Annotated in this window: 18 protein-coding genes; 14 read left to right on the top strand and 4 right to left on the bottom strand. The window is 63.6% G+C overall.

Going from position 1 to position 17,708, the window contains the following annotated elements; all coding sequences use genetic code 11:
• Positions 1–154 precede the first annotated feature (154 nt).
• Entirely contained in the window at positions 155–2,896 is a 2,742-nt protein-coding gene (gene polA / locus B0G69_RS19710; protein ID WP_121320267.1) for a DNA polymerase I, read from the bottom strand.
• Position 2,897: 1 nt separating this feature from the next.
• Here polA and B0G69_RS19705 point away from each other — a divergent pair, with 1 nt between their 5' ends.
• The 3 genes from B0G69_RS19705 (at position 2,898) to B0G69_RS19695 (ending at position 5,029) form a co-directional block, all read left to right on the top strand.
• On the top strand, positions 2,898–3,641 hold the full coding sequence (locus tag B0G69_RS19705; protein ID WP_121320265.1) for a TIGR00730 family Rossman fold protein: 744 nt from the start codon (positions 2,898–2,900) through the stop codon (positions 3,639–3,641).
• A gap of 279 nt (positions 3,642–3,920) precedes the next feature.
• Positions 3,921–4,499, top strand: a complete 579-nt coding sequence (locus B0G69_RS19700; protein ID WP_121320263.1) for a chromate transporter — start codon at positions 3,921–3,923, stop codon at positions 4,497–4,499.
• Positions 4,499–5,029, top strand: a complete 531-nt coding sequence (locus B0G69_RS19695) for a chromate transporter (protein ID WP_121320261.1) — start codon at positions 4,499–4,501, stop codon at positions 5,027–5,029. Before B0G69_RS19700 ends, B0G69_RS19695 begins: the two co-directional genes overlap by 1 nt.
• 152 nt (positions 5,030–5,181) lie before the next feature.
• Here the strand turns inward: B0G69_RS19695 and B0G69_RS19690 are convergent, their stop codons facing one another.
• Positions 5,182–6,708, bottom strand: a complete 1,527-nt coding sequence (locus tag B0G69_RS19690; protein ID WP_121320259.1) for an AMP nucleosidase — start codon at positions 6,706–6,708, stop codon at positions 5,182–5,184.
• 200 nt (positions 6,709–6,908) lie between these two features.
• Between B0G69_RS19690 and B0G69_RS19685 the strand changes: the two genes are divergently transcribed.
• The 7 genes from B0G69_RS19685 (at position 6,909) to B0G69_RS19655 (ending at position 12,753) form a co-directional block, all read left to right on the top strand.
• On the top strand, positions 6,909–7,304 hold the full coding sequence (locus B0G69_RS19685; protein WP_121320257.1) for a hypothetical protein: 396 nt from the start codon (positions 6,909–6,911) through the stop codon (positions 7,302–7,304).
• Between the two features lie 238 nt (positions 7,305–7,542).
• Positions 7,543–8,538 carry a homoserine kinase gene (locus B0G69_RS19680; protein ID WP_121320255.1) on the top strand — a complete coding sequence of 332 codons (996 nt, stop codon included), beginning with the start codon at positions 7,543–7,545 and terminating at the stop codon, positions 8,536–8,538.
• The gene (locus tag B0G69_RS19675) at positions 8,529–9,335 is read left to right on the top strand and encodes a BPSS1780 family membrane protein (protein WP_121320253.1); all 807 of its coding nucleotides are present in this window, start codon (positions 8,529–8,531) and stop codon (positions 9,333–9,335) included. Before B0G69_RS19680 ends, B0G69_RS19675 begins: the two co-directional genes overlap by 10 nt.
• Positions 9,336–9,502: 167 nt before the next feature.
• Entirely contained in the window at positions 9,503–9,955 is a 453-nt protein-coding gene (locus tag B0G69_RS19670; RefSeq protein ID WP_121320251.1) for a MarR family transcriptional regulator, read from the top strand.
• A 171-nt stretch (positions 9,956–10,126) separates the two neighbouring features.
• Positions 10,127–10,546 (top strand): organic hydroperoxide resistance protein, encoded by a 420-nt coding sequence (locus B0G69_RS19665; protein ID WP_042328943.1) that lies wholly within the window; start codon positions 10,127–10,129, stop codon positions 10,544–10,546.
• Positions 10,547–10,749: 203 nt separating this feature from the next.
• A complete protein-coding gene (locus B0G69_RS19660; protein WP_121320249.1) occupies positions 10,750–12,249 on the top strand; it encodes a deoxyribodipyrimidine photo-lyase in 1,500 nt (499 codons plus the stop codon).
• Positions 12,250–12,294: 45 nt separating this feature from the next.
• The gene (locus tag B0G69_RS19655; RefSeq protein WP_121323779.1) at positions 12,295–12,753 is read left to right on the top strand and encodes a TspO/MBR family protein; all 459 of its coding nucleotides are present in this window, start codon (positions 12,295–12,297) and stop codon (positions 12,751–12,753) included.
• A gap of 102 nt (positions 12,754–12,855) precedes the next feature.
• Here the strand turns inward: B0G69_RS19655 and B0G69_RS19650 are convergent, their stop codons facing one another.
• Both B0G69_RS19650 and B0G69_RS19645 read right to left on the bottom strand, forming a co-directional pair.
• Positions 12,856–13,032, bottom strand: coding sequence for a DUF3563 family protein (locus B0G69_RS19650; RefSeq protein WP_074766744.1), 177 nt, complete (start codon positions 13,030–13,032; stop codon positions 12,856–12,858).
• A gap of 108 nt (positions 13,033–13,140) precedes the next feature.
• The gene (locus tag B0G69_RS19645; RefSeq protein WP_121323778.1) at positions 13,141–14,337 is read right to left on the bottom strand and encodes a PHB depolymerase family esterase; all 1,197 of its coding nucleotides are present in this window, start codon (positions 14,335–14,337) and stop codon (positions 13,141–13,143) included.
• 342 nt (positions 14,338–14,679) lie between these two features.
• On the opposite strand from B0G69_RS19645, the gene B0G69_RS19640 reads away from it, so the two are divergent.
• The 4 genes from B0G69_RS19640 to B0G69_RS19625 all read left to right on the top strand — a co-directional run bounded on the left by B0G69_RS19640 (position 14,680) and on the right by B0G69_RS19625 (position 17,690).
• A complete protein-coding gene (locus B0G69_RS19640; RefSeq protein ID WP_121320247.1) occupies positions 14,680–15,381 on the top strand; it encodes a phosphatase PAP2 family protein in 702 nt (233 codons plus the stop codon).
• A gap of 133 nt (positions 15,382–15,514) precedes the next feature.
• On the top strand, positions 15,515–16,288 hold the full coding sequence (gene modA / locus B0G69_RS19635; protein ID WP_121320245.1) for a molybdate ABC transporter substrate-binding protein: 774 nt from the start codon (positions 15,515–15,517) through the stop codon (positions 16,286–16,288).
• Between the two features lie 24 nt (positions 16,289–16,312).
• Entirely contained in the window at positions 16,313–16,987 is a 675-nt protein-coding gene (modB, locus tag B0G69_RS19630; protein ID WP_121320242.1) for a molybdate ABC transporter permease subunit, read from the top strand.
• Position 16,988: 1 nt separating this feature from the next.
• The gene (locus B0G69_RS19625; protein WP_121320240.1) at positions 16,989–17,690 is read left to right on the top strand and encodes an ATP-binding cassette domain-containing protein; all 702 of its coding nucleotides are present in this window, start codon (positions 16,989–16,991) and stop codon (positions 17,688–17,690) included.
• Positions 17,691–17,708 lie beyond the last annotated feature (18 nt).

Genomic DNA, 17,708 nt, shown 5'->3' with positions numbered 1-17,708 from the left:
ACTCTCCGTGTTTGCCGATGAATTATGCGTCGCGGACGGCGCGTGGCAACGCGCCGTCTTTCAGCAATTGTCCGCGAGCAGCACGGGTTGTCACAAGCCATCAATTAGCATGTGTGACATGCGCACGACGGTATCGCGCGCCGTCCCTCATGTATCAATGCGCTTCTTCCCAGTTCAGGCCGGCGCCCACCTCGGCGACCAGCGGCACTTTCAGCTCGGCGACACCGCACATCAATTCGGGCAGGCGCTTGCGCACTTCGGACAATTCGGCGTCCGGCACTTCGAGGATCAGTTCATCGTGTACCTGCATGATCATGCGCGTGCCGATTTTCGACTCTTCGATCCAGTTCTGCACCGCGATCATCGACAGTTTGATGAGATCGGCGGCCGTGCCTTGCATCGGCGCATTGATCGCTGCACGCTCGGCGCCCTGGCGGCGCGGACCATTGCCGCCGTTGATCTCCGGCAGCCACAGGCGGCGGCCGAACACCGTTTCGACATAGCCCTTCGCCTTCGCGCTCAGACGCGTTTCGTCCATGTACCGGGCGACGCCCGGATAACGCGCAAAATAGCGGTCGATATACATCTTGGCCGCGTCGCGCGTAATGCCGAGGTTCGACGCGAGGCCAAACGCGCTCATGCCGTAAATCAGGCCGAAGTTGATGACCTTGGCCACACGCCGTTGATCGCTCGACACTTCGAGCGGCGTCACGCTGAAGATTTCCGCCGCGGTGGCGCGGTGAATGTCTTCACCTTGCGAGAACGCGCGCAGCAGCGATTCGTCGCCGGAAATATGCGCCATGATGCGCAACTCGATCTGCGAGTAGTCCGCGGAGACCAGCTTGTGGCCGGGCGGCGCAATGAACGCCTCGCGGATGCGACGGCCTTCGCCGGTGCGCACAGGGATATTCTGCAAGTTCGGATCGTTCGATGCGAGACGCCCCGTCACCGCGACGGCCTGCGCGTAGTTCGTATGCACGCGGCCCGTCTGCGCGTTGACCATGCGCGGCAGCTTGTCCGTGTAGGTCGACTTCAGCTTCGACAAACCACGGTGTTCGAGCAGGATCTTCGGCAGCGGATAGTCTTCGGCGAGTTTCTGCAGCACTTCTTCGTCGGTGGACGGCGCGCCGTTCGGGGTCTTCTTGACCACCGGCAGTTCCAGCTTCTCGAAGAAGATCTGGCCGATCTGCTTGGGCGAACCCAGATTGAATTCGCCGCCGGCAAGCGTGTACGCCTCGCTTTCCAGCTGGATCAAACGCGTAGCGATCTCACTGCTTTGCTGACGCAGCTTTTCCGCATCGATCAGCACGCCGGTGCGCTCCATCTTGCGCAACACCCGCGAGGTCGGCACTTCGATCGCGCGGTAGACGCGGTCGAGCGTCGTCTCGGCCGCCACTTGCGGATACAAGGCCTGATGCAGACGCAGCGTGATGTCGGCGTCTTCGGCCGCGTATTCGGCGGCCTGCTCCAGCGCGACTTCGTCGAAGCCGATCTGCGATGCGCCCTTGCCCGCGACCTCCTCGTACTTGATCGTCTTGATGCCGAGATGGCGCAGCGCGAGGCTGTCCATATCATGCGTGCGATGCGATTCGAGCACGTACGACTGCAGCAGCGTGTCGTGTTCGATACCGCGCATTTCGATGCCGTAGTTCGCGAGCACCTGTTCGTCGTACTTCAGATGCTGACCGACCTTCTTGTGCTCCGCGCTTTCGAGCCACGGCTTGAGCTTCGCGAGCACTTCGTCGCGCGGCAGTTGCACGGGCGTGTCCGGACCGCGATGCGCGAGCGGCACATAAGCGGCGCGGCCGGCTTCCACCGACAACGACAAGCCCACGATCTGCGCGGTCATCGGATCGAGCGCGGTGGTCTCGGTATCGAACGAGGTCAGTTCGGCCGCGTTGATTTTTGCGAGCCACGCGTCGAACTGCTCCCACGTCTGCACGGTGTCGTAGTGGCGCGCGTGATCGACCGACAGCGCCGGCGGCACGTCGGTTTCCGGGCCTTCCACCGCGTCCGCGATTTCCACCTCGCGCAGCCAGGTCTTGAAGCCGTGGCGCGTGAACACGTCGCGCAGTTCCTCGCGCGATTCGGGCCGGCTTTGCAGGCTTTCCTCGATCGACACGATATGGTCGGTCAGATTGCAATTGCGCTCGACGGTGACGAGTTTCTTCGCCATCGGCAGAAAATCGAGTGCACGCCGCAGATTGTCTCCTACCGCACCTTTGATCTCGTCCGCATGTGCGACGATGCCATCCAGCGACTCGAATTGCGTGAGCCATTTGAGCGCGGTTTTCGGCCCGCATTTCTCGACGCCCGGCACGTTGTCGACGGTATCGCCGATCAGCGACAGGTAGTCGATGATGCGCTCGGGCGGCACGCCGAACTTGGCGATCACGCCGGCGCGGTCGAGCTTTTCGTTGGTCATCGTATTGATGAGGGTGACATGATCCGACACGAGCTGCGCCAGATCCTTGTCCCCAGTCGACACGATCACGTTCATGCCACGCTGTTCCGCTGCGGTGCTGAGCGTGCCGATCACGTCATCGGCTTCGACGCCTTCGATCATCAGGAGCGGCCAGCCGAGCGCGCGCACGGCCACATGAATCGGCTCGATCTGGCGCGACAGGTCGTCCGGCATCGACGGGCGGTTCGCCTTATAGTCGGGATACCAGTCGTCGCGAAATGTTTTGCCCTTGGCGTCGAACACGCACGCGCTATACTCTGCCGTGACTTCCTTGCGCATGCGCCGCAGCATGTTGATCATCCCGTAGAGCGCACCCGTCGGACCGCCCTCGGGCCCGCGCAGATCAGGCATCGCATGGTAGGCCCGGTACAGGTAACTCGAACCGTCGACCAATAGCAGGGTCTTACCTTCAAGGCTTCGTTCTTCAGGCATTATGACTAAGAGAAAAGTGATTCCGAGTCTGCGATCGCTCGCAGATCAAGAGCGCGCAACGGCCAAGAAGGCCCGCGCATCGTGGCAGATGTTCACGATTATGGCAGAGTTTATCGAGGCGACCGAGTACCTCTCGGAGATTCGCCCGGCTGTCAGCATCTATGGTTCGGCGCGCCTGAAAGCGAGCTCGCCGTACTACAAGCTCGCCACGCAAATCGCACGCAAGCTGTCGGACGCGGGCTTCGCGGTGATCTCCGGCGGCGGCCCCGGCATCATGGAAGCGGCCAACAAGGGCGCGCATGCGGGCAAGGCACCTTCCGTCGGCCTGAATATCGAACTGCCGCACGAGCAATCGGGCAACCAGTGGCAGGACATCTCGTTGCGCTTCCGCCATTTCTTCACGCGCAAGGTCACGTTCGTGAAGAATTCGGACGCGGTGATCGTCATGCCGGGCGGTTTCGGCACGCTGGATGAACTGGCCGAAGTGCTCACGCTGATTCAAACCAAGAAGTCGCGCCACGTGCCGATCATCCTGGTGGGCGCCGAATTCTGGGAAGGCCTGCTTGCGTGGTTCAAGAGCTCGCTCATTCCGATGGGTCTCATCAATCCGAACGACATCGATCTGATGCAGGTAATCGACGATCCGGATCAGGTGCTCGAAGCGGTGCTGAAGTTCTACGAAGACCGCGAAGAAGCCGAGCCGCATCCGGCCAAGTCGGATGAAGACCGGATGTTCTATCTGTGATGTGATGCCGCGTACCCGCTTCGCGCGTTGGCGTGGAGCCAGCACGGCCCATGCAATGCACATAGCACGCTGGTTCTCGCGGGCAGCCTTTTGGGCTGCCCGTTTTCGTTTCTCTCTTTCGCTTGACGACGGCTCGACCCTGACCTCACGCCATGCCGACGCCATGAGCCTCGGCCACGGCAACACCACCCAGCCCGTCACACGCCGCGCAAAAATGGTTTTGCTCGCCGCCGGTTCGGCGCTAATCTCCCGAGCTTGAACTGCAAGCCGGTTAGTGACATGGACCACGATCTCTCCTCTTCAGAACTCCAACCTGCGTCCGGACTCGCACCTACGCCCACGCTGCGCGAAATCTTCGGCGGCTTTCTGGGCCTTGGTCTAGTCTCGTTCGGCGGCGCATTGCCGCTCGCGCGCCGCGCGCTGGTCGAACAGCGCCGCTGGCTGAGCGCCGAAGAATTCACCGACCTGCTCGGCCTGTGCCAATTCCTGCCAGGCGGCAACGTAATCAATCTGTCGGTGGCAATGGGCATGCGTTTTCGCGGCGTGCCCGGCGCGCTCGCCGGTCTGCTCGGATTGATCGCGGGGCCATCGCTGGTGGTGATCGGGCTTGGCGTGTTGTACGAACACACGCAAAACGATCCGCACGTGCGTCATCTGTTCGCCGGCCTCGCCGCAGCCGCGGCCGGCCTGTTGATCTCGATGGCCGTCAAGATCGTGCTGCCGTTGCGCAGCAAGCCGCTCGCCGCGCTCATCGCCGCACTCGGCTTCGTCGCGATTGCGGTCCTGCGGCTGCCGCTTTTGCCGACCATGCTGGTGCTGACGCCGCTCAGCATTTACATCGCAGCGAGGAGCGCGTGATGAACGACACGCTCATTTCGCTTGCGGCCATTTTCAGTCAGCTTTCGCTGCTCGCGTTCGGCGGCGGCAATACGATTCTTCCGGAGATGCAGCGGCAGGTGGTGGAGGTGCATCACTGGATGCCTGCCAGCGAATTCAGCGCACTGTTCGCGCTCGCACAGGCCGCGCCCGGGCCGAATCTGATGATCGTCACGCTAATCGGCTGGCACGTGGCCGGTTGGGCGGGGATGCTGGTGACGTCGATAGCGAAGTTCGGACCGTCGTCGCTCGTGACGATCCTCGCGCTGCATGCCTGGGACCGCTTCAAGGACCGGCCGTGGCGGCGCTACGCACAGTTGGGGTTGATGCCGGTGACGGCGGGCATCGTCGCGGCGAGCGCGGCCTTGATCGCCGAAGCGTCGAATCCAACTGCGATTGCCTGGGCGATCACCGCATTGACCGCCGTGATGGCGTTGAAGACGCGGATTCACCCGTTGTGGCTACTGGCTGCCGGCAGCTTGATCGGGCTGACGGGCTTCGGGCAGTTCTAACGCAACACGGTTGAAGCATGTCCGTTGACGCATGTCCGTTGACACACGGCGGCAAAAGCGGAAGCAGAAGCAAGGCTGCATGCGAACGCATTGTGCCGGCGCGGACGAGCCCCATCAAAGCCCGCCCGCACCTCTGCCCGCCAAACCCGCGCTTACTGAAACGCCACCTCGGCAAAGCTGCGCAGCTTCCGGCTATGCAAACGATGCAGCCCGTTGGTGCGCAATATCTCCATCGCCTTCACGCCGATCTGCAGATGCTGATCGACCTGCGCACGATAGAACTGATCCGCCATGCCCGGCAGCTTCAGCTCGCCGTGCAGAGGCTTGTCCGACACGCACAGCAAGGTGCCGTAAGGCACCCGGAAACGGAAGCCGTTCGCGGCGATCGTCGCGCTTTCCATATCGAGCGCGATCGCGCGGCTTTGCGATAGCCGCTGCACCGGCTCGCGATGATCGCGCAACTCCCAGTTGCGGTTGTCCACGCTCGCCACCGTGCCCGTGCGCATCACCCGTTTCAACTCGACGCCGTCCAGCTGCGTAACCTGCGCGACCGCGCGCTCCAGCGCGACCTGCACTTCGGCGAGCGCCGGAATCGGCACCCACAGTGGCAAATCGGCGTCGAGCACGTGGTCCTCACGCACATAGCCGTGCGCGAGCACGTAGTCGCCGAGGCGCTGCGTGTTGCGCAGACCCGCGCAGTGGCCGAGCATGATCCACGCATGCGGACGCAGCACGGCGATGTGATCGGTAATGGTCTTCGCGTTCGACGGCCCGACGCCGATGTTGATCATCGTGATGCCGCTGCCGTCCGCGCGCTTCAGGTGATACGCGGGCATCTGCGGCAGACGCGGCGGCGCGGTGCCCTCCTGTGACTGCTCGCCGAGATTCTCGTTGTACGTCACCACGTCGCCGGGTTCGACGAACGACGTGTATTCGCTGCGATAGGCGCGCAGGTCCTCGTCGTCGGTATGGGCCATCATCGTGCGGCCGAGCTTCACGAACTCGTCGATATAGAACTGATAGTTCGTGTACAGCACGTAGTTCTGGCAATGCGTGGGCGACGTGGCCGTATAGTGCTTCAGCCGATGCAGTGAGAAATCGACTCGCGCCGCCGTGAATAGCGCGAGCGGATGCGGCTCGCCGGGCAACGGCTCGTACGTGCCGTTGACGATGCGGTCGTCGAGCAGCGCGAGGTCCGGCGTATCGAACACGTCGCGCATCAGGAACAGACGCTCGCGATCCAGATCGCCTTCGAGGTGAATGCCCTCGGCGAACGCGAAATGAATCGGAATCGGCTGGTCGGACACGCCGACTTCGATCTGCACATGATGGTTCTTCGCCAGCAGACGCAATTGTTCGCGATAGTAGTCGCCGAACAGATCGGGTCGCGTCACGGTCGTTTCGAACACGCCCGGACCCGCGACAAAACCGTACGAGCGGCGCGAGTCGATATGCGTGTTCACTTCCGTGCATACGCGCACGAACGGATAGCAGGCGCGCACACGGCGCTCGAACTTTTCGTTGCGGCGATAGCGCGCAAACGCATCGCGCAGGAACGAGGTGTTCGCTTCGTAGATTGCCGAGAGACGGGTGACGGCCTCGGTCGCATCGTCGAAGGATTCGGTTCGGAAGCTGCTGGCGGGAGTCTGCACCGCGCGTTGATTGGTATCGTTGTTCATCTTCATTCGCCCCTATTGATGAGACGACATTACCACGGAACACGGGTTCGCCAAATGACCTGGCGTCACCTGCAACACATGCGCACGCACTGTCTGCAAGATTGCGGGCGCCTCGCGCGAAAGCGGCGCAAAATAAGGCGATCGCGCCCGATCGTCAGGATGGATTTGCTAGAATCGGGGCACCATATTGGAGAATCACCATGAAGCCGCTCCTTCCCGTCGCCGTTGCACTGGCCCTCGCCTTTGGCAACGCCGCGATGGCTGCCCAGCCTGTCGATGACACTCCGCCGCCCAACGCGCCCCAGTCGGCCAACGAACGGGCCGGGCTGCCTGACCTGGAGAAGATCAATCGCCCGGGCGCCGAGGTCAGCTCGAAGGTCGAAATCAACGTGCCGCGCACGCCGAGCTTCTACGAGCGCAGCGCCAACGGCACCGAAATCACCGAATACCGCGACAAGGGCAAACCGGTTGAAATCAACGTGCATTCGAACCTCGGCACGCGCTACCAGATGAGCGCGCCGCTCGACACATCGCCCACCGTGCGCGACAACGGCCGCGCCAGCACGCGTTTGCCGTCGGTGAATCTGCGCTATTGACGGATACCGGACGGCGGCCCAGTGCGGACCGCCCTGGCGCTTGCCACGCGCTTCGCGAGGCGGCGCCCCGAGTGGACGCCTCGCCGCCGTGCTTTATCCTCGCAACATGGCGTTGCGATGCGGGGTTCGCCACGCGGCCCTGATCGCTCCCGCACAACGCCTTTTCAGCACCGCATTTGCCACACATCGCACTGGCCGCCTCGCGCCAGCCCGACCAACCTGATCCGACGTTTCCCGCATGGCTGTCTTCACCGCTGTCAACGAACCCCAACTAGCAGAATGGATGCGCCACTACGATCTCGGCGATGTCGTCGAGTTTCGCGGCATCTCGTCCGGCATTGAAAACAGCAATTTCTTTCTGACGACGACGCGCGGCGAATACGTCCTGACGATTTTCGAAAAGCTGACGGCCGAACAACTGCCCTTCTACCTCGACCTCATGCGCCACCTGGCCGCGCACCGCGTGCCGGTGCCCGACCCGATGCCGCGCGAGGACGGCGCGCTGTTCGGCATGCTGCGCGGCAAGCCCGCGGCCATCGTGACCAAGCTCGAAGGTGCGCCGGAACTGGCGCCGGGCGTCGAGCACTGCGTCGAAGTCGGGCAAATGCTGGCGCGCATGCATCTCGCCGGGCGCGATTACACCGGCTATCAGCCGAATCTGCGCAGCCTGCCGTGGTGGCGCGAAACCGTGCCGACCATCCTGCCGTATCTGGAAGGCGCGCAGCGCGATCTGCTGTCGTCCGAACTCGCGCATCAGGAAGCCTTCTTCGCCTCGGCTGATTACGCCGCGCTGCCCGCAGGCCCCTGCCACGCCGACCTGTTCCGCGACAACGCGATGTTCGCGCATGCCGCGCCGGACACCGGCCATGAAGTGCGCCTCGGCGGATTCTTCGACTTCTATTTCGCCGGCTACGACAAGTGGCTGTTCGACGTCGCCGTGACGGTCAACGACTGGTGCGTCGACCTCGCCACCGGCAAGCTGGATGACGCGCGCACCGAAGCCATGTTGCGCGCCTACCAGACCGTGCGCCCGTTCACTGCCGAAGAAAACCGCCATTGGGGCGACATGCTGCGTGCCGGCGCGTACCGCTTCTGGGTCTCGCGCCTGTATGATTTTCATCTGCCGCGTGCGGCAGAACTGCTCAAACCGCACGATCCCGGCCATTTCGAGCGCATTCTGCGCGAACGCCTGTCCGGCGTTGCACATCCAGGCATCCATACTCCATGCAACTGATCGAAGTCCCCGCGAAAACCGGCTATGTGTGGTTCCGGCAGGGTATCTGGCTGTTCCGCAAGAACCCGCTCGCATTCCTGACGCTGTTCTTCACCTACTTGCTGGTGATGACGCTCGTCTCACAGATTCCGGTGGTCGGCGGCGTGCTGCCGCTCGCGTTCATTCCGGGTGTCGCGGTCGGCTTCATGGCGGCATGCCGCAACACGATCGCGGGCAAGCCGGTGTTCCCGACCATTCTGGTGGACGGCTTTCACTCGTACGGTCCCGTGGTCACGCGGCGGTTGCTGGTGCTCGGCGTGCTGTATGTCGTCGCGATGGGCCTCGTGCTCGCCGGTTCGGCGCTCGCCGACGGCGGCATGCTGCTGAAGGTGATGCTCGGCGGCGGCGCCCTGGATCAGGAGGCGATCGCCAACAGCAACATTCCGCTCGCGGTGATCACGGCCTTCGCGTTCTACATTCCGGTGGCGATGATCTTCTGGTTCTCGCCGATTCTCGCCGCATGGCATGACGTGCCGCCCGCAAAGGCGATGTTCTTCAGCGTCGTCAGTTGCTGGCGCAATCGCGGCGCGTTCGTCGTGTTCGGCGCGCTGTGGTTCGCCGTGGCGATGACGGTGTCGCTCGGCCTGTCCGCGCTGATGCAGGCGCTCGGCGCGGCCGACTTCGCCTTCGCGATCCTGATGCCGGCCACGATGATCGTCACGACCATGCTGTACTGCTCGTTCTACGCGACCTATCGCGGCTGCTTCGGCGTACAAACGCCCGAGGCGCCGGATCTGCCGACCACGCCGGCAGCCTAGACGTTCGTTCAGAAGCCGTCGCGGAGCGGGTGCTGTTCCGGCGCGCGCCCGCCAGTTTTCCCCCTGCGCCGCTTCGTCCGCTCCCTCGCCATACTCGTCACGCCGCATGAATTTGCGGCACAATGGTTTGTGTGCAATCGATTTGCACCCTACAGACGAGATGCATCATGACCCAGCGCCCCGCTTTGCCGTTCACGCTCGACGAGCAACTTTGCTTCGCCCTCTACTCGACCTCGCTTGCCATGACGAAAGCGTACAAGCCGTTGCTCGAGAAACTGGGCCTCACGTACCCGCAATATCTGACGATGCTGGTGCTGTGGGAAAACGACGACGTCACCGTCAAGGACATGGCCGCGCGCCTGAATCTCGACTCGGCGACGGTCACGCCGCTGCTCAAACGCCTCGAAGCGCAAGGCCTGCTGGAGCGGGTACGCGGCGTCGACGATGAGCGACTCGTGTATATCCGGCTCACCAAGGCCGGCGCGGCGCTCAAGCGCCAGGCGCGCGAAGTGCCTGCGGAAATCCTCTGCGCGACCCAGCAGACACCGGAATTCCTGCTGCGCCTGCGCGACGATCTGACGCGCCTGCGCGCCACGCTCAACGACTACATGGATCAGTAACCGCGCTGCCGCCGAACGCACGCTATCGTGTCGATGCAAAAATTAGTTTGCACACAAATGATTTGTGCACTATCTTAACGGCATGCCGCTTCGATAGCACGCCGCCGGAATGCCGGCCCAGCAGACAGCGGCAACCGTGCAGACCCTGACAACCGAACAAGGAGCAACGCCATGAACATCCTCTACAAAGCAAGCGCAACGAGTACCGGTGGCCGCGACGGCCGTGCTGTGTCGTCGGACAATGCGTTGGACGTCAAGCTGGCCGCCCCGCGCGAACTGGGCGGCAACGGCGCGGCAGGCACGAATCCGGAACAACTGTTTGCCGCCGGCTACTCGGCCTGTTTCCTGAGCGCGATGAAATTCGTCGCCGGCCAGAAAAAGCAGACCTTGCCCGCGGACACACAAGTGACCGCCGAAGTGGGCATCGGTCCGAACGACAAGGGTGGTTTCGCGCTCGATATCGATCTGCGCATCTCGCTGCCGGGCCTGCCCGCGGACGCGGCCAAGGAACTGGTCGACGCGGCGCATCAGGTCTGCCCGTACTCGAACGCCACGCGCAACAACGTCGCGGTTCGTCTGCAAGTCGCCTAAGCGGCGGCACGATTGAGTCGTCATTGAGTTGAGTCGGCGAAAGCGGCGCGCTACCCGCGCGCCGCCACGAACAACGCCCGCACCCTGCACAATAGGGGCGGGCGTTGTTGCGTTTTGCGCACGCGGCACGCAATCTGCGACACCGGCCCGTGCCGCCTGGTGCGGCGCATCCTTTTCACCCCGACCGAAGACCGACCATCCCGATGACACGCGCCCGACGACTGAACGACTCCTTCGACACCGGTCTGGTCTGGTTCCGCCGCGATCTGCGCAACACCGACAACGCTGCCCTCTACTACGCGCTCAAGCATTGCGAGCAGGTCTGGTGCGCGTTCGTATTCGACACGACGATCCTGCAACCGCTCGTCGACGCCTGGCAGGTTCGTCATCCGGGCACGCTGATGCAGGACCGCCGCGTCGAATTCATCCTCGAATCGCTGCATGAACTGGACGATGCGTTGCGCGCGAAAGGCGGCGGCCTGATCGTGCTGTACGGCGATCCGGTCGACCTCATCCCCAGTCTCGCCGCGGAATTGGGTGTCGAGGCGGTATTCGCGAATCACGATTACGAGCCGGTCGCGATCGGGCGAGATGAGACGGTGCGTGAGCGTCTCACCGAAGCCGGGCGCCAGTGGCTGACGTTCAAGGATCAGGTGATTTTCGAACGCGACGAGGTGTTGACCGGCCAGAACAAGACGTTCACGGTGTTCACGCCGTACAGGAACGCGTGGCTCAAGCAATTGACGGCCTTCGATTTGAAGCCGTATCCGGTGGAAACTTATGCGAAGCATCTGGCAGCGCCGCCGCGAACGCTCGACCGGAAATTGCCCGCGCTGGACCAGCTCGGCTTCGCGCCGAGCAATCTCGCGGAACTGAAGTTGGTCACCGGCATGAGCGGCGCCCAGAGCCTGCTCGACGACTTTATGAGCCGCATCGACAGTTATGCGGAGCGGCGCGACTTCCCGGCCGCCAACGGCCCGAGCTATCTATCGGTCCATCTGCGCTTCGGCACCGTGTCGATCCGCACGCTCGCGCGCCTCGCCCACGAGATGTCGTTGCAACCCGACGGACAAGGTTCGGCCACGTGGCTGTCGGAGCTGATCTGGCGGGACTTCTACTTCATGATCCTCGCGCATCATCCGCGGTTGGCGAGCGGCGCATCGTTCAGGCAGGAGTACGACCGGCTACGCTGGGAGCGAGGCCCACAGGCCGACGAAGCGTTCGCCGCCTGGTGCGACGGCCGCACCGGCTATCCGCTGATCGACGCCGCGATGCTGCAACTGAACCGCACCGGCTACATGCACAACCGTCTGCGGATGGTCACAGCGAGCTTTCTGGTGAAAGATCTGGGCGTGGACTGGCGGCTCGGCGAGCGCTATTTCGCCCAACAACTGAACGACTTTGATTTCTCGGCGAACAACGGCGGCTGGCAATGGGCGGCGTCGACCGGATGCGATGCGCAGCCGTACTTTCGGATCTTCAATCCGATCACGCAATCCGAAAAATTCGATGCCGAGGGGCGCTTTATCAAAGGCTATTTGCCGCAGCTTGCGAATCTGCCGTCCAGATGGATTCACGCGCCGTGGCAGGCCGGTGCGCAGCAGCTCGCGGAATTCGGCGTGGAGCTGGGCAAGGACTATCCGGAGCCCATTGTCGATCACGCCGAAGCACGCGCTCGCACGTTGGCACGTTTTGGCAAGTGAGCGCCCGCTTACGCTGCTCGCTCGATACTTCAAGCGGAGATGAAGATGCGCCGTTTGCCGTCGCTGCTCGTATTTCTGATTTTGACGCTAGCTACCGGGCTGGTCGCGAGCCAGTTTCTGCCCGATGCCTGGTACGCGTCGCTGCAAAAACCCGGGTTCAATCCACCCAACTGGATGTTCCCGCCAGCCTGGACGGTGCTTTATGTGCTGATGGCGATTGCCGCGTGGCGCGTGTGGAAGCGCGACGGTTCGAGTTCGGCGATCGTCTTGTGGGTAGTGCAGTTGCTGTTCAACGCCGCGTGGATGTGGCTGTTTTTCGGCCTGCATCGACCGGATCTTGCGCTGGCCGATATCGTGATTCTGCTGATCCTGATCGTCGCGCTGACATTCGTGTTCTGGCGACGGGACCGCTTGGCCGGCGTATTACTGGTGCCGTACGTCACCTGGGTGGCGTTCGCTGCGGTGTTGAATTACGCGCTGTGGCAATTGAATCTGGCTGTGTAAGCCGTTCTTTGCGTCAGCCTGGGTGAACGTGCGTGATGGCTCGGGCGCTTCGCCCCGGGCATCGGCGTTTCACTACGCGCCGATGCTTTTGACGCGCTCAGCTTAGTGCTGGCTCATCCACGACGGCTGGCGGACGTTCGCCTCGCGGTCGAGCTTGCGCATGCGGAATTCGAGATCGTACAGATCGGTCGCTTCGGCGAGGAACGCGTCGGCGCGCTCTTTCGCGAGTTGGTCGGGCGATTTCGTCAGAAAGAGGAACAGTCGGCTAAGCAGGTACATGATCGACCTCGGCAATGAATTTAGGCGTTAACTCCTAAGGGATAACCCGTATTATAGGGAAAACCCTAGGATCGCGCTACTACTCATTTTCGAAGCGTTGTTTCCGAGTCACCGTCCTGCCGACGAGGCCGCTGTGGCGGCGCTTTCCGCGATACGGCCCGCGCCGGTGCGGCGCTGATGCTTGAAGAATTCCCACACCATGGCGCTCGCATCCGGGCCTTTCGACGAGTGGAACGGCACGGCGTCGTCGCCGCCGCTCCAGGCGTGAGCGAGCCCTTGCACCCGGCACAGCCGCACCACGCGCCGCCCGCCGCGCACGAAATCGCGCGTCACGACGCCGCCCTTGCGCTCTTCGCGGACTTCGCCGGACTTGCGGGCGCCGTTCGTGTCGACGATCCGGTTCAGGCGGAGGAATTGCTCCGCCAATTGATCGGCATTGACCGGTGCGACGACGTGATCGGCGTCGCCGTGGATTACGATCGCCGGCATGCCGGGGTAGAGGGCGACGTCGGTCATCTCGTCGGCGAGCTCAGCCGGCTCGCGGCGCGCACCGCGCCGCATCACGTCCATCGCGGTAATGCCGGAGCGGGCTTCGCCGAAAGCGGGGCCCGAATGCAACGCGACTGCGGCAAAATGCTGGGGATATTTGACGGCGAGCAACGCCGTCAGGCCCGCACCGGCGGAAATCCCCGCCACGTAGACGCGCTCGGAATCGAAGCCATGTTGCGCAACCAGCGCGTCCACGAGCGACACCACGGCGCGCGCCTCGGCCCCGCCGGCGTTTTCGCCCGCGTCATACCAATGCCAGCAGCGGTGCGAATGCGCATGCTTCGACTGCTCCGGATACACCACGGCAAAGCCGAAGCGGTCCGCCAGCACGTTCATCCGCGTGCCTTCGGCGAATTCGTCGATCGACTGGGTACAGCCGTGCAGCATGACGACCAGCGGCATCGCCTCCAACGCGTGTCCCGACGGGATATACAGGCCGTATTGAAGGTGATTGACGAGTCGTCCGGGCGCGGCCGGCGCGGAATGGAACGAACGCGTCCACGAGCCGCTCGTCCAGGCCGACGCGCGCGGGCGCACCCGCGACTCGCGTACGGTGGCGCGCGGCGTCTCGCGCTTGGCGGGCACGCGCAGCGCGGCCGCCGGCTTGACTGGCCGAACCTTGCTCGATGGTTTGGGGGTGGCGGTCCGCGTCGTCCGCGGCGTGAGGCGCTTGGTGGTCTTTTGAGCGTGCTCGATTTGAATCGCGAGCAGCCGCTTCAGCCCGCGCAGCCAGATTTTCGATAGGCTTTTTGCCATCGGCGGATAACCTCGCAAAAAGGGACAGGATTCGCTCGATTCCATCTCGAACGACGTTTCGTTGTGCAATGCACAATAACACCAATCCTCATGCGATGCTGACACCCAAGATGGCAGCCACGTCCAACAGTCCACCCGGCGAACCTTCGAAGCGTGTAGGCGTCGAACTGATTCAGCGCCTGTTCGGCACCTAACGTTCGGCGGCCAACGGCGCGATGCCTCGCGAGACCGCGATGCAACAGCCGTCTATACTGGCGGCTAATTCAATTGATGTGCGGGCCTGCGCCGCGTCCATTTTCTTCACCGATCCGACTCTACGCGGCCTGGGCCGCACTCTTTGCCATGCCCGATTTACCTCTTCATTTGTGGTATTCGATCACCAGTCTCGGCGGGGCCGGCATGACATTGCCGCTCGCGTTCGCCATCGCGCTCTGGCTGGCGCTTGGCTATACGTGGCGCATGGCGGCGGGCTGGCTGTTGCTGCTCGGCGCGGCGATCGGCTTGGTGACCGTCACCAAGCTGGCGTTTCTCGGCTGGGGCGTCGGCGTGCGCGAGCTGGATTTCACCGGCGTCAGCGGACACGCAATGCTATCCACTGCCGTCTATCCGGTCGCGCTGTTCCTGATGCTGCTGCCCGCGCGTCCCGCCGTCCGGCTGATCGGCGTCGTGCTGGGGCTGGCTGCGGGGATTGCGGTGGGTTTGTCGCGCGTCGCGCTGAGTGCTCATTCGCCGTCTGAAGCGGTCACGGGTTGCCTCGTCGGCGCACTGGCTGCGCTGGTGTTCGTGCGCATGGCGTGGAATGCCGAACCGGGCCGTCTGTCGGCACTGCCGGTCGCGATCAGCATGCTCGTTCTCGCTGTGCTGATGCACGGCGTACACGTGCCGACCCAGCGCTGGGTGACGAACATCGCGCTGACCGTATCTGGCCATGACAGGCCTTTCATCCGGGCCAGGTGGAAAGCCCTACGCAATGTCCATCCGGCCACGGCGCCGCTCTCGCAAACGCTGAACACGCTCGCGCCGCCGCACGCGCCCCGCGTCTGACACCCCCTGCTGCATCCCGAAGCGCTTTATCCGCGTGGTTCACGTTTCGTCGTGGGTACCGTTATAACCAGTCATATATTACGATAGCGTTTTAACCTGCCGCTCCGGTCCGCGCCGGACACCCTGCTCCTCCATGACACTTGCCCGCCGCTTTCTGAAACACGCGCTGTGCGTCGCCAGTGCGCTGTCCGTCGTGATCAGCGCGAATGCTCGCGCCGACGAACTCGTCGTCTCCGCCGCCGCCAGTCTCACCAACGCGTTCAAGGCAGTCAGCGACGTCTTCGAGCAGCAGCATCCGGGCACCAAGGTGTTGCTGAACTTCGGCGCTTCCGACGTGTTGATGCAGCAGATCGTCAAAGGCGCGCCCGCCGACGTGTTCGCCTCCGCGGATCAGAAGGCCATGGACAAGGCCGCCGCCGAAAAGGTGATCGTGCCGGCCACGCGCCGCGACTTTGCCGCCAATTCGCTGGTGCTGATCGTGCCGGCCGACAGCCGTTTCGCACCGGCTACGTTGAACAATCTGGCGTCGGCGAACGTGAAACGGATCGCATTCGGCGATCCGGCCTCGGTGCCGGTCGGCCGCTATACGCAGGACGCGCTGCAGGCCGCCGGCGTATGGGACGCGGTAAGCGCGAAGGCCGTGCTGGCGTCGAACGTGCGTCAGAGCCTCGACTATGTGGCGCGTGGTGAAGTCGACGCGGGCTTCGTATTCAGCACCGACGCCGCGGTCATGCCGGACAAGGTCAAGGTCGCGCTGAACGTGCCGACGCAAACGCCGATCACCTATCCGATCGCGCAGGTCGAAGGCAGCCGTCACGCGGCCGATGCCCAGGCCTTCATGAACTTCGTGATGTCGCCGGCCGGCCAGAGCGTGCTCGCGACGTACGGCTTCAGGCCCGCCCATTAACGCCAACGGGACTCGCACGCGCTCATGCAACAGGCCTGGATTCCGCTTCTGCTGTCGTTGAAAGTGGCGGGTTGGGCTACCGCGCTCACTCTGGTGTTCGGCGTCGCGGCGGCCTTTGGTTTGTCGCGCTGGCGCTCCGGCGCGCGCGACGTGATCGATTCGTTGCTGATGCTGCCGCTCGTGCTGCCGCCCACTGTGCTCGGCTACTACCTGCTCGTGCTGCTCGGACGCCGCGGCGTGATCGGCGCGTGGCTCGACCGCTTCGACATCCAGTTGGTGTTCACCTGGCAGGGGGCGGTGATCGCCTCGACAGTCGTGGCGTTTCCCCTGGTGCTGAAATCGGCGCGCGCCGCGTTCGAATCCGTCGATCCCCAGCTCGAACGGGCCGCGCGCACCCTCGGCGTCAGCGAAACGGCGGTCTTTTTTCGCGTGACCCTGCCGCTCGCCGCGCGCGGCATTCTCGCGGGCGGCCTGCTGGCGTTCGCGCGCGCGCTCGGCGAATTCGGCGCGACGCTGATGATCGCGGGCAACCTGCCGGGCCGCACGCAAACGCTCTCGGTGGCGGTGTATTCAGCCGTGCAGGCCGGCGACGACAGCACCGCGAATTTCCTCGTGCTCGTGACCTCGGCGACGTGCGTGGTGATCCTGCTGCTCGCGGGCCGTCTGGTGCCGCAGCACACGCTTTTGAGTTCGCGCTGATATGCCGCTCGCCGTCGACATTCGCAAGACTTTCGAGAGCGCCGAGCGTCGCTTCATGCTCGACGTGTCGTTCCGGGCGACCACCCAGCGCGTGGTGTTGTTCGGGCCGTCCGGTGCGGGCAAGAGTCTGACCTTGCAGGCGATCGCCGGGCTCCTGCGTCCCGACGAAGGCGCGATCACGCTGCATGGCGACGCGCTGTTCGACAGCACGCGCGGTGTCGATCTGAAACCGCAAGCGCGCAAGATCGCCTACCTGTTTCAGGACTACGCGCTGTTTCCGCATCTGAACGTGCGGCAGAACATCGGCTTCGGCTTGCGACAGGGCTGGTTCAATCCGCGCGCGCGGCACGCGCATCCGCAAGTCGACTACTGGCTCGACGCGCTGGAATTGAAGAACGTCGCGGGCAATCATCCGGTGCAGTTGTCGGGCGGACAGAAGCAGCGTGTGGCGCTGGCGCGGGCGCTGGTCGCGCAACCCCGGCTGCTACTGCTGGACGAGCCCTTTTCCGCGCTCGATAGCGCATTGCGCCGGCGCATGCGCGAGGAGCTGTCGGACCTGCAAACGCGGCTCGATATTCCGATGGTGTTGATCACACACGATCCCGACGACGTCGCCGCGTTCGGCGATCAGGTCGTGCAAGTCAGCGATGGTTGCGTGCGCGAGAATCACCCGTTTGCGGGCTACGCGCGTAGCGAGCTTTGACTCAAGCGGGCACGCTGC

Source organism: Paraburkholderia sp. RAU2J (assembly GCF_003634845.1).
Lineage (GTDB): Bacteria > Pseudomonadota > Gammaproteobacteria > Burkholderiales > Burkholderiaceae > Paraburkholderia > Paraburkholderia fynbosensis.
Note: the sequence above shows the minus strand (reverse complement) of the source record. Positions and strands in the feature narration are given on the sequence as shown.

What these genes read in the sequence shown, in the direction of transcription:
- B0G69_RS19665 (WP_042328943.1), top strand. Translation starts at nt 10,127, where the DNA reads ATGAACATCCTCTACAAAGCAAGCGCAACGAGTACCGGTGGCCGCGAC.
- B0G69_RS19705 (WP_121320265.1), top strand. Translation starts at nt 2,898, where the DNA reads ATGACTAAGAGAAAAGTGATTCCGAGTCTGCGATCGCTCGCAGATCAA.
- B0G69_RS19650 (WP_074766744.1), bottom strand. Translation starts at nt 13,032, where the DNA reads ATGTACCTGCTTAGCCGACTGTTCCTCTTTCTGACGAAATCGCCCGAC.
- B0G69_RS19645 (WP_121323778.1), bottom strand. Translation starts at nt 14,337, where the DNA reads ATGGCAAAAAGCCTATCGAAAATCTGGCTGCGCGGGCTGAAGCGGCTG.
- B0G69_RS19670 (WP_121320251.1), top strand. Translation starts at nt 9,503, where the DNA reads ATGACCCAGCGCCCCGCTTTGCCGTTCACGCTCGACGAGCAACTTTGC.
- B0G69_RS19625 (WP_121320240.1), top strand. Translation starts at nt 16,989, where the DNA reads ATGCCGCTCGCCGTCGACATTCGCAAGACTTTCGAGAGCGCCGAGCGT.
- modB (WP_121320242.1), top strand. Translation starts at nt 16,313, where the DNA reads ATGCAACAGGCCTGGATTCCGCTTCTGCTGTCGTTGAAAGTGGCGGGT.
- B0G69_RS19695 (WP_121320261.1), top strand. Translation starts at nt 4,499, where the DNA reads ATGAACGACACGCTCATTTCGCTTGCGGCCATTTTCAGTCAGCTTTCG.
- B0G69_RS19655 (WP_121323779.1), top strand. Translation starts at nt 12,295, where the DNA reads ATGCGCCGTTTGCCGTCGCTGCTCGTATTTCTGATTTTGACGCTAGCT.
- modA (WP_121320245.1), top strand. Translation starts at nt 15,515, where the DNA reads ATGACACTTGCCCGCCGCTTTCTGAAACACGCGCTGTGCGTCGCCAGT.
- B0G69_RS19690 (WP_121320259.1), bottom strand. Translation starts at nt 6,708, where the DNA reads ATGAACAACGATACCAATCAACGCGCGGTGCAGACTCCCGCCAGCAGC.
- B0G69_RS19675 (WP_121320253.1), top strand. Translation starts at nt 8,529, where the DNA reads ATGCAACTGATCGAAGTCCCCGCGAAAACCGGCTATGTGTGGTTCCGG.
- B0G69_RS19680 (WP_121320255.1), top strand. Translation starts at nt 7,543, where the DNA reads ATGGCTGTCTTCACCGCTGTCAACGAACCCCAACTAGCAGAATGGATG.
- B0G69_RS19685 (WP_121320257.1), top strand. Translation starts at nt 6,909, where the DNA reads ATGAAGCCGCTCCTTCCCGTCGCCGTTGCACTGGCCCTCGCCTTTGGC.
- B0G69_RS19640 (WP_121320247.1), top strand. Translation starts at nt 14,680, where the DNA reads ATGCCCGATTTACCTCTTCATTTGTGGTATTCGATCACCAGTCTCGGC.
- polA (WP_121320267.1), bottom strand. Translation starts at nt 2,896, where the DNA reads ATGCCTGAAGAACGAAGCCTTGAAGGTAAGACCCTGCTATTGGTCGAC.
- B0G69_RS19700 (WP_121320263.1), top strand. Translation starts at nt 3,921, where the DNA reads ATGGACCACGATCTCTCCTCTTCAGAACTCCAACCTGCGTCCGGACTC.
- B0G69_RS19660 (WP_121320249.1), top strand. Translation starts at nt 10,750, where the DNA reads ATGACACGCGCCCGACGACTGAACGACTCCTTCGACACCGGTCTGGTC.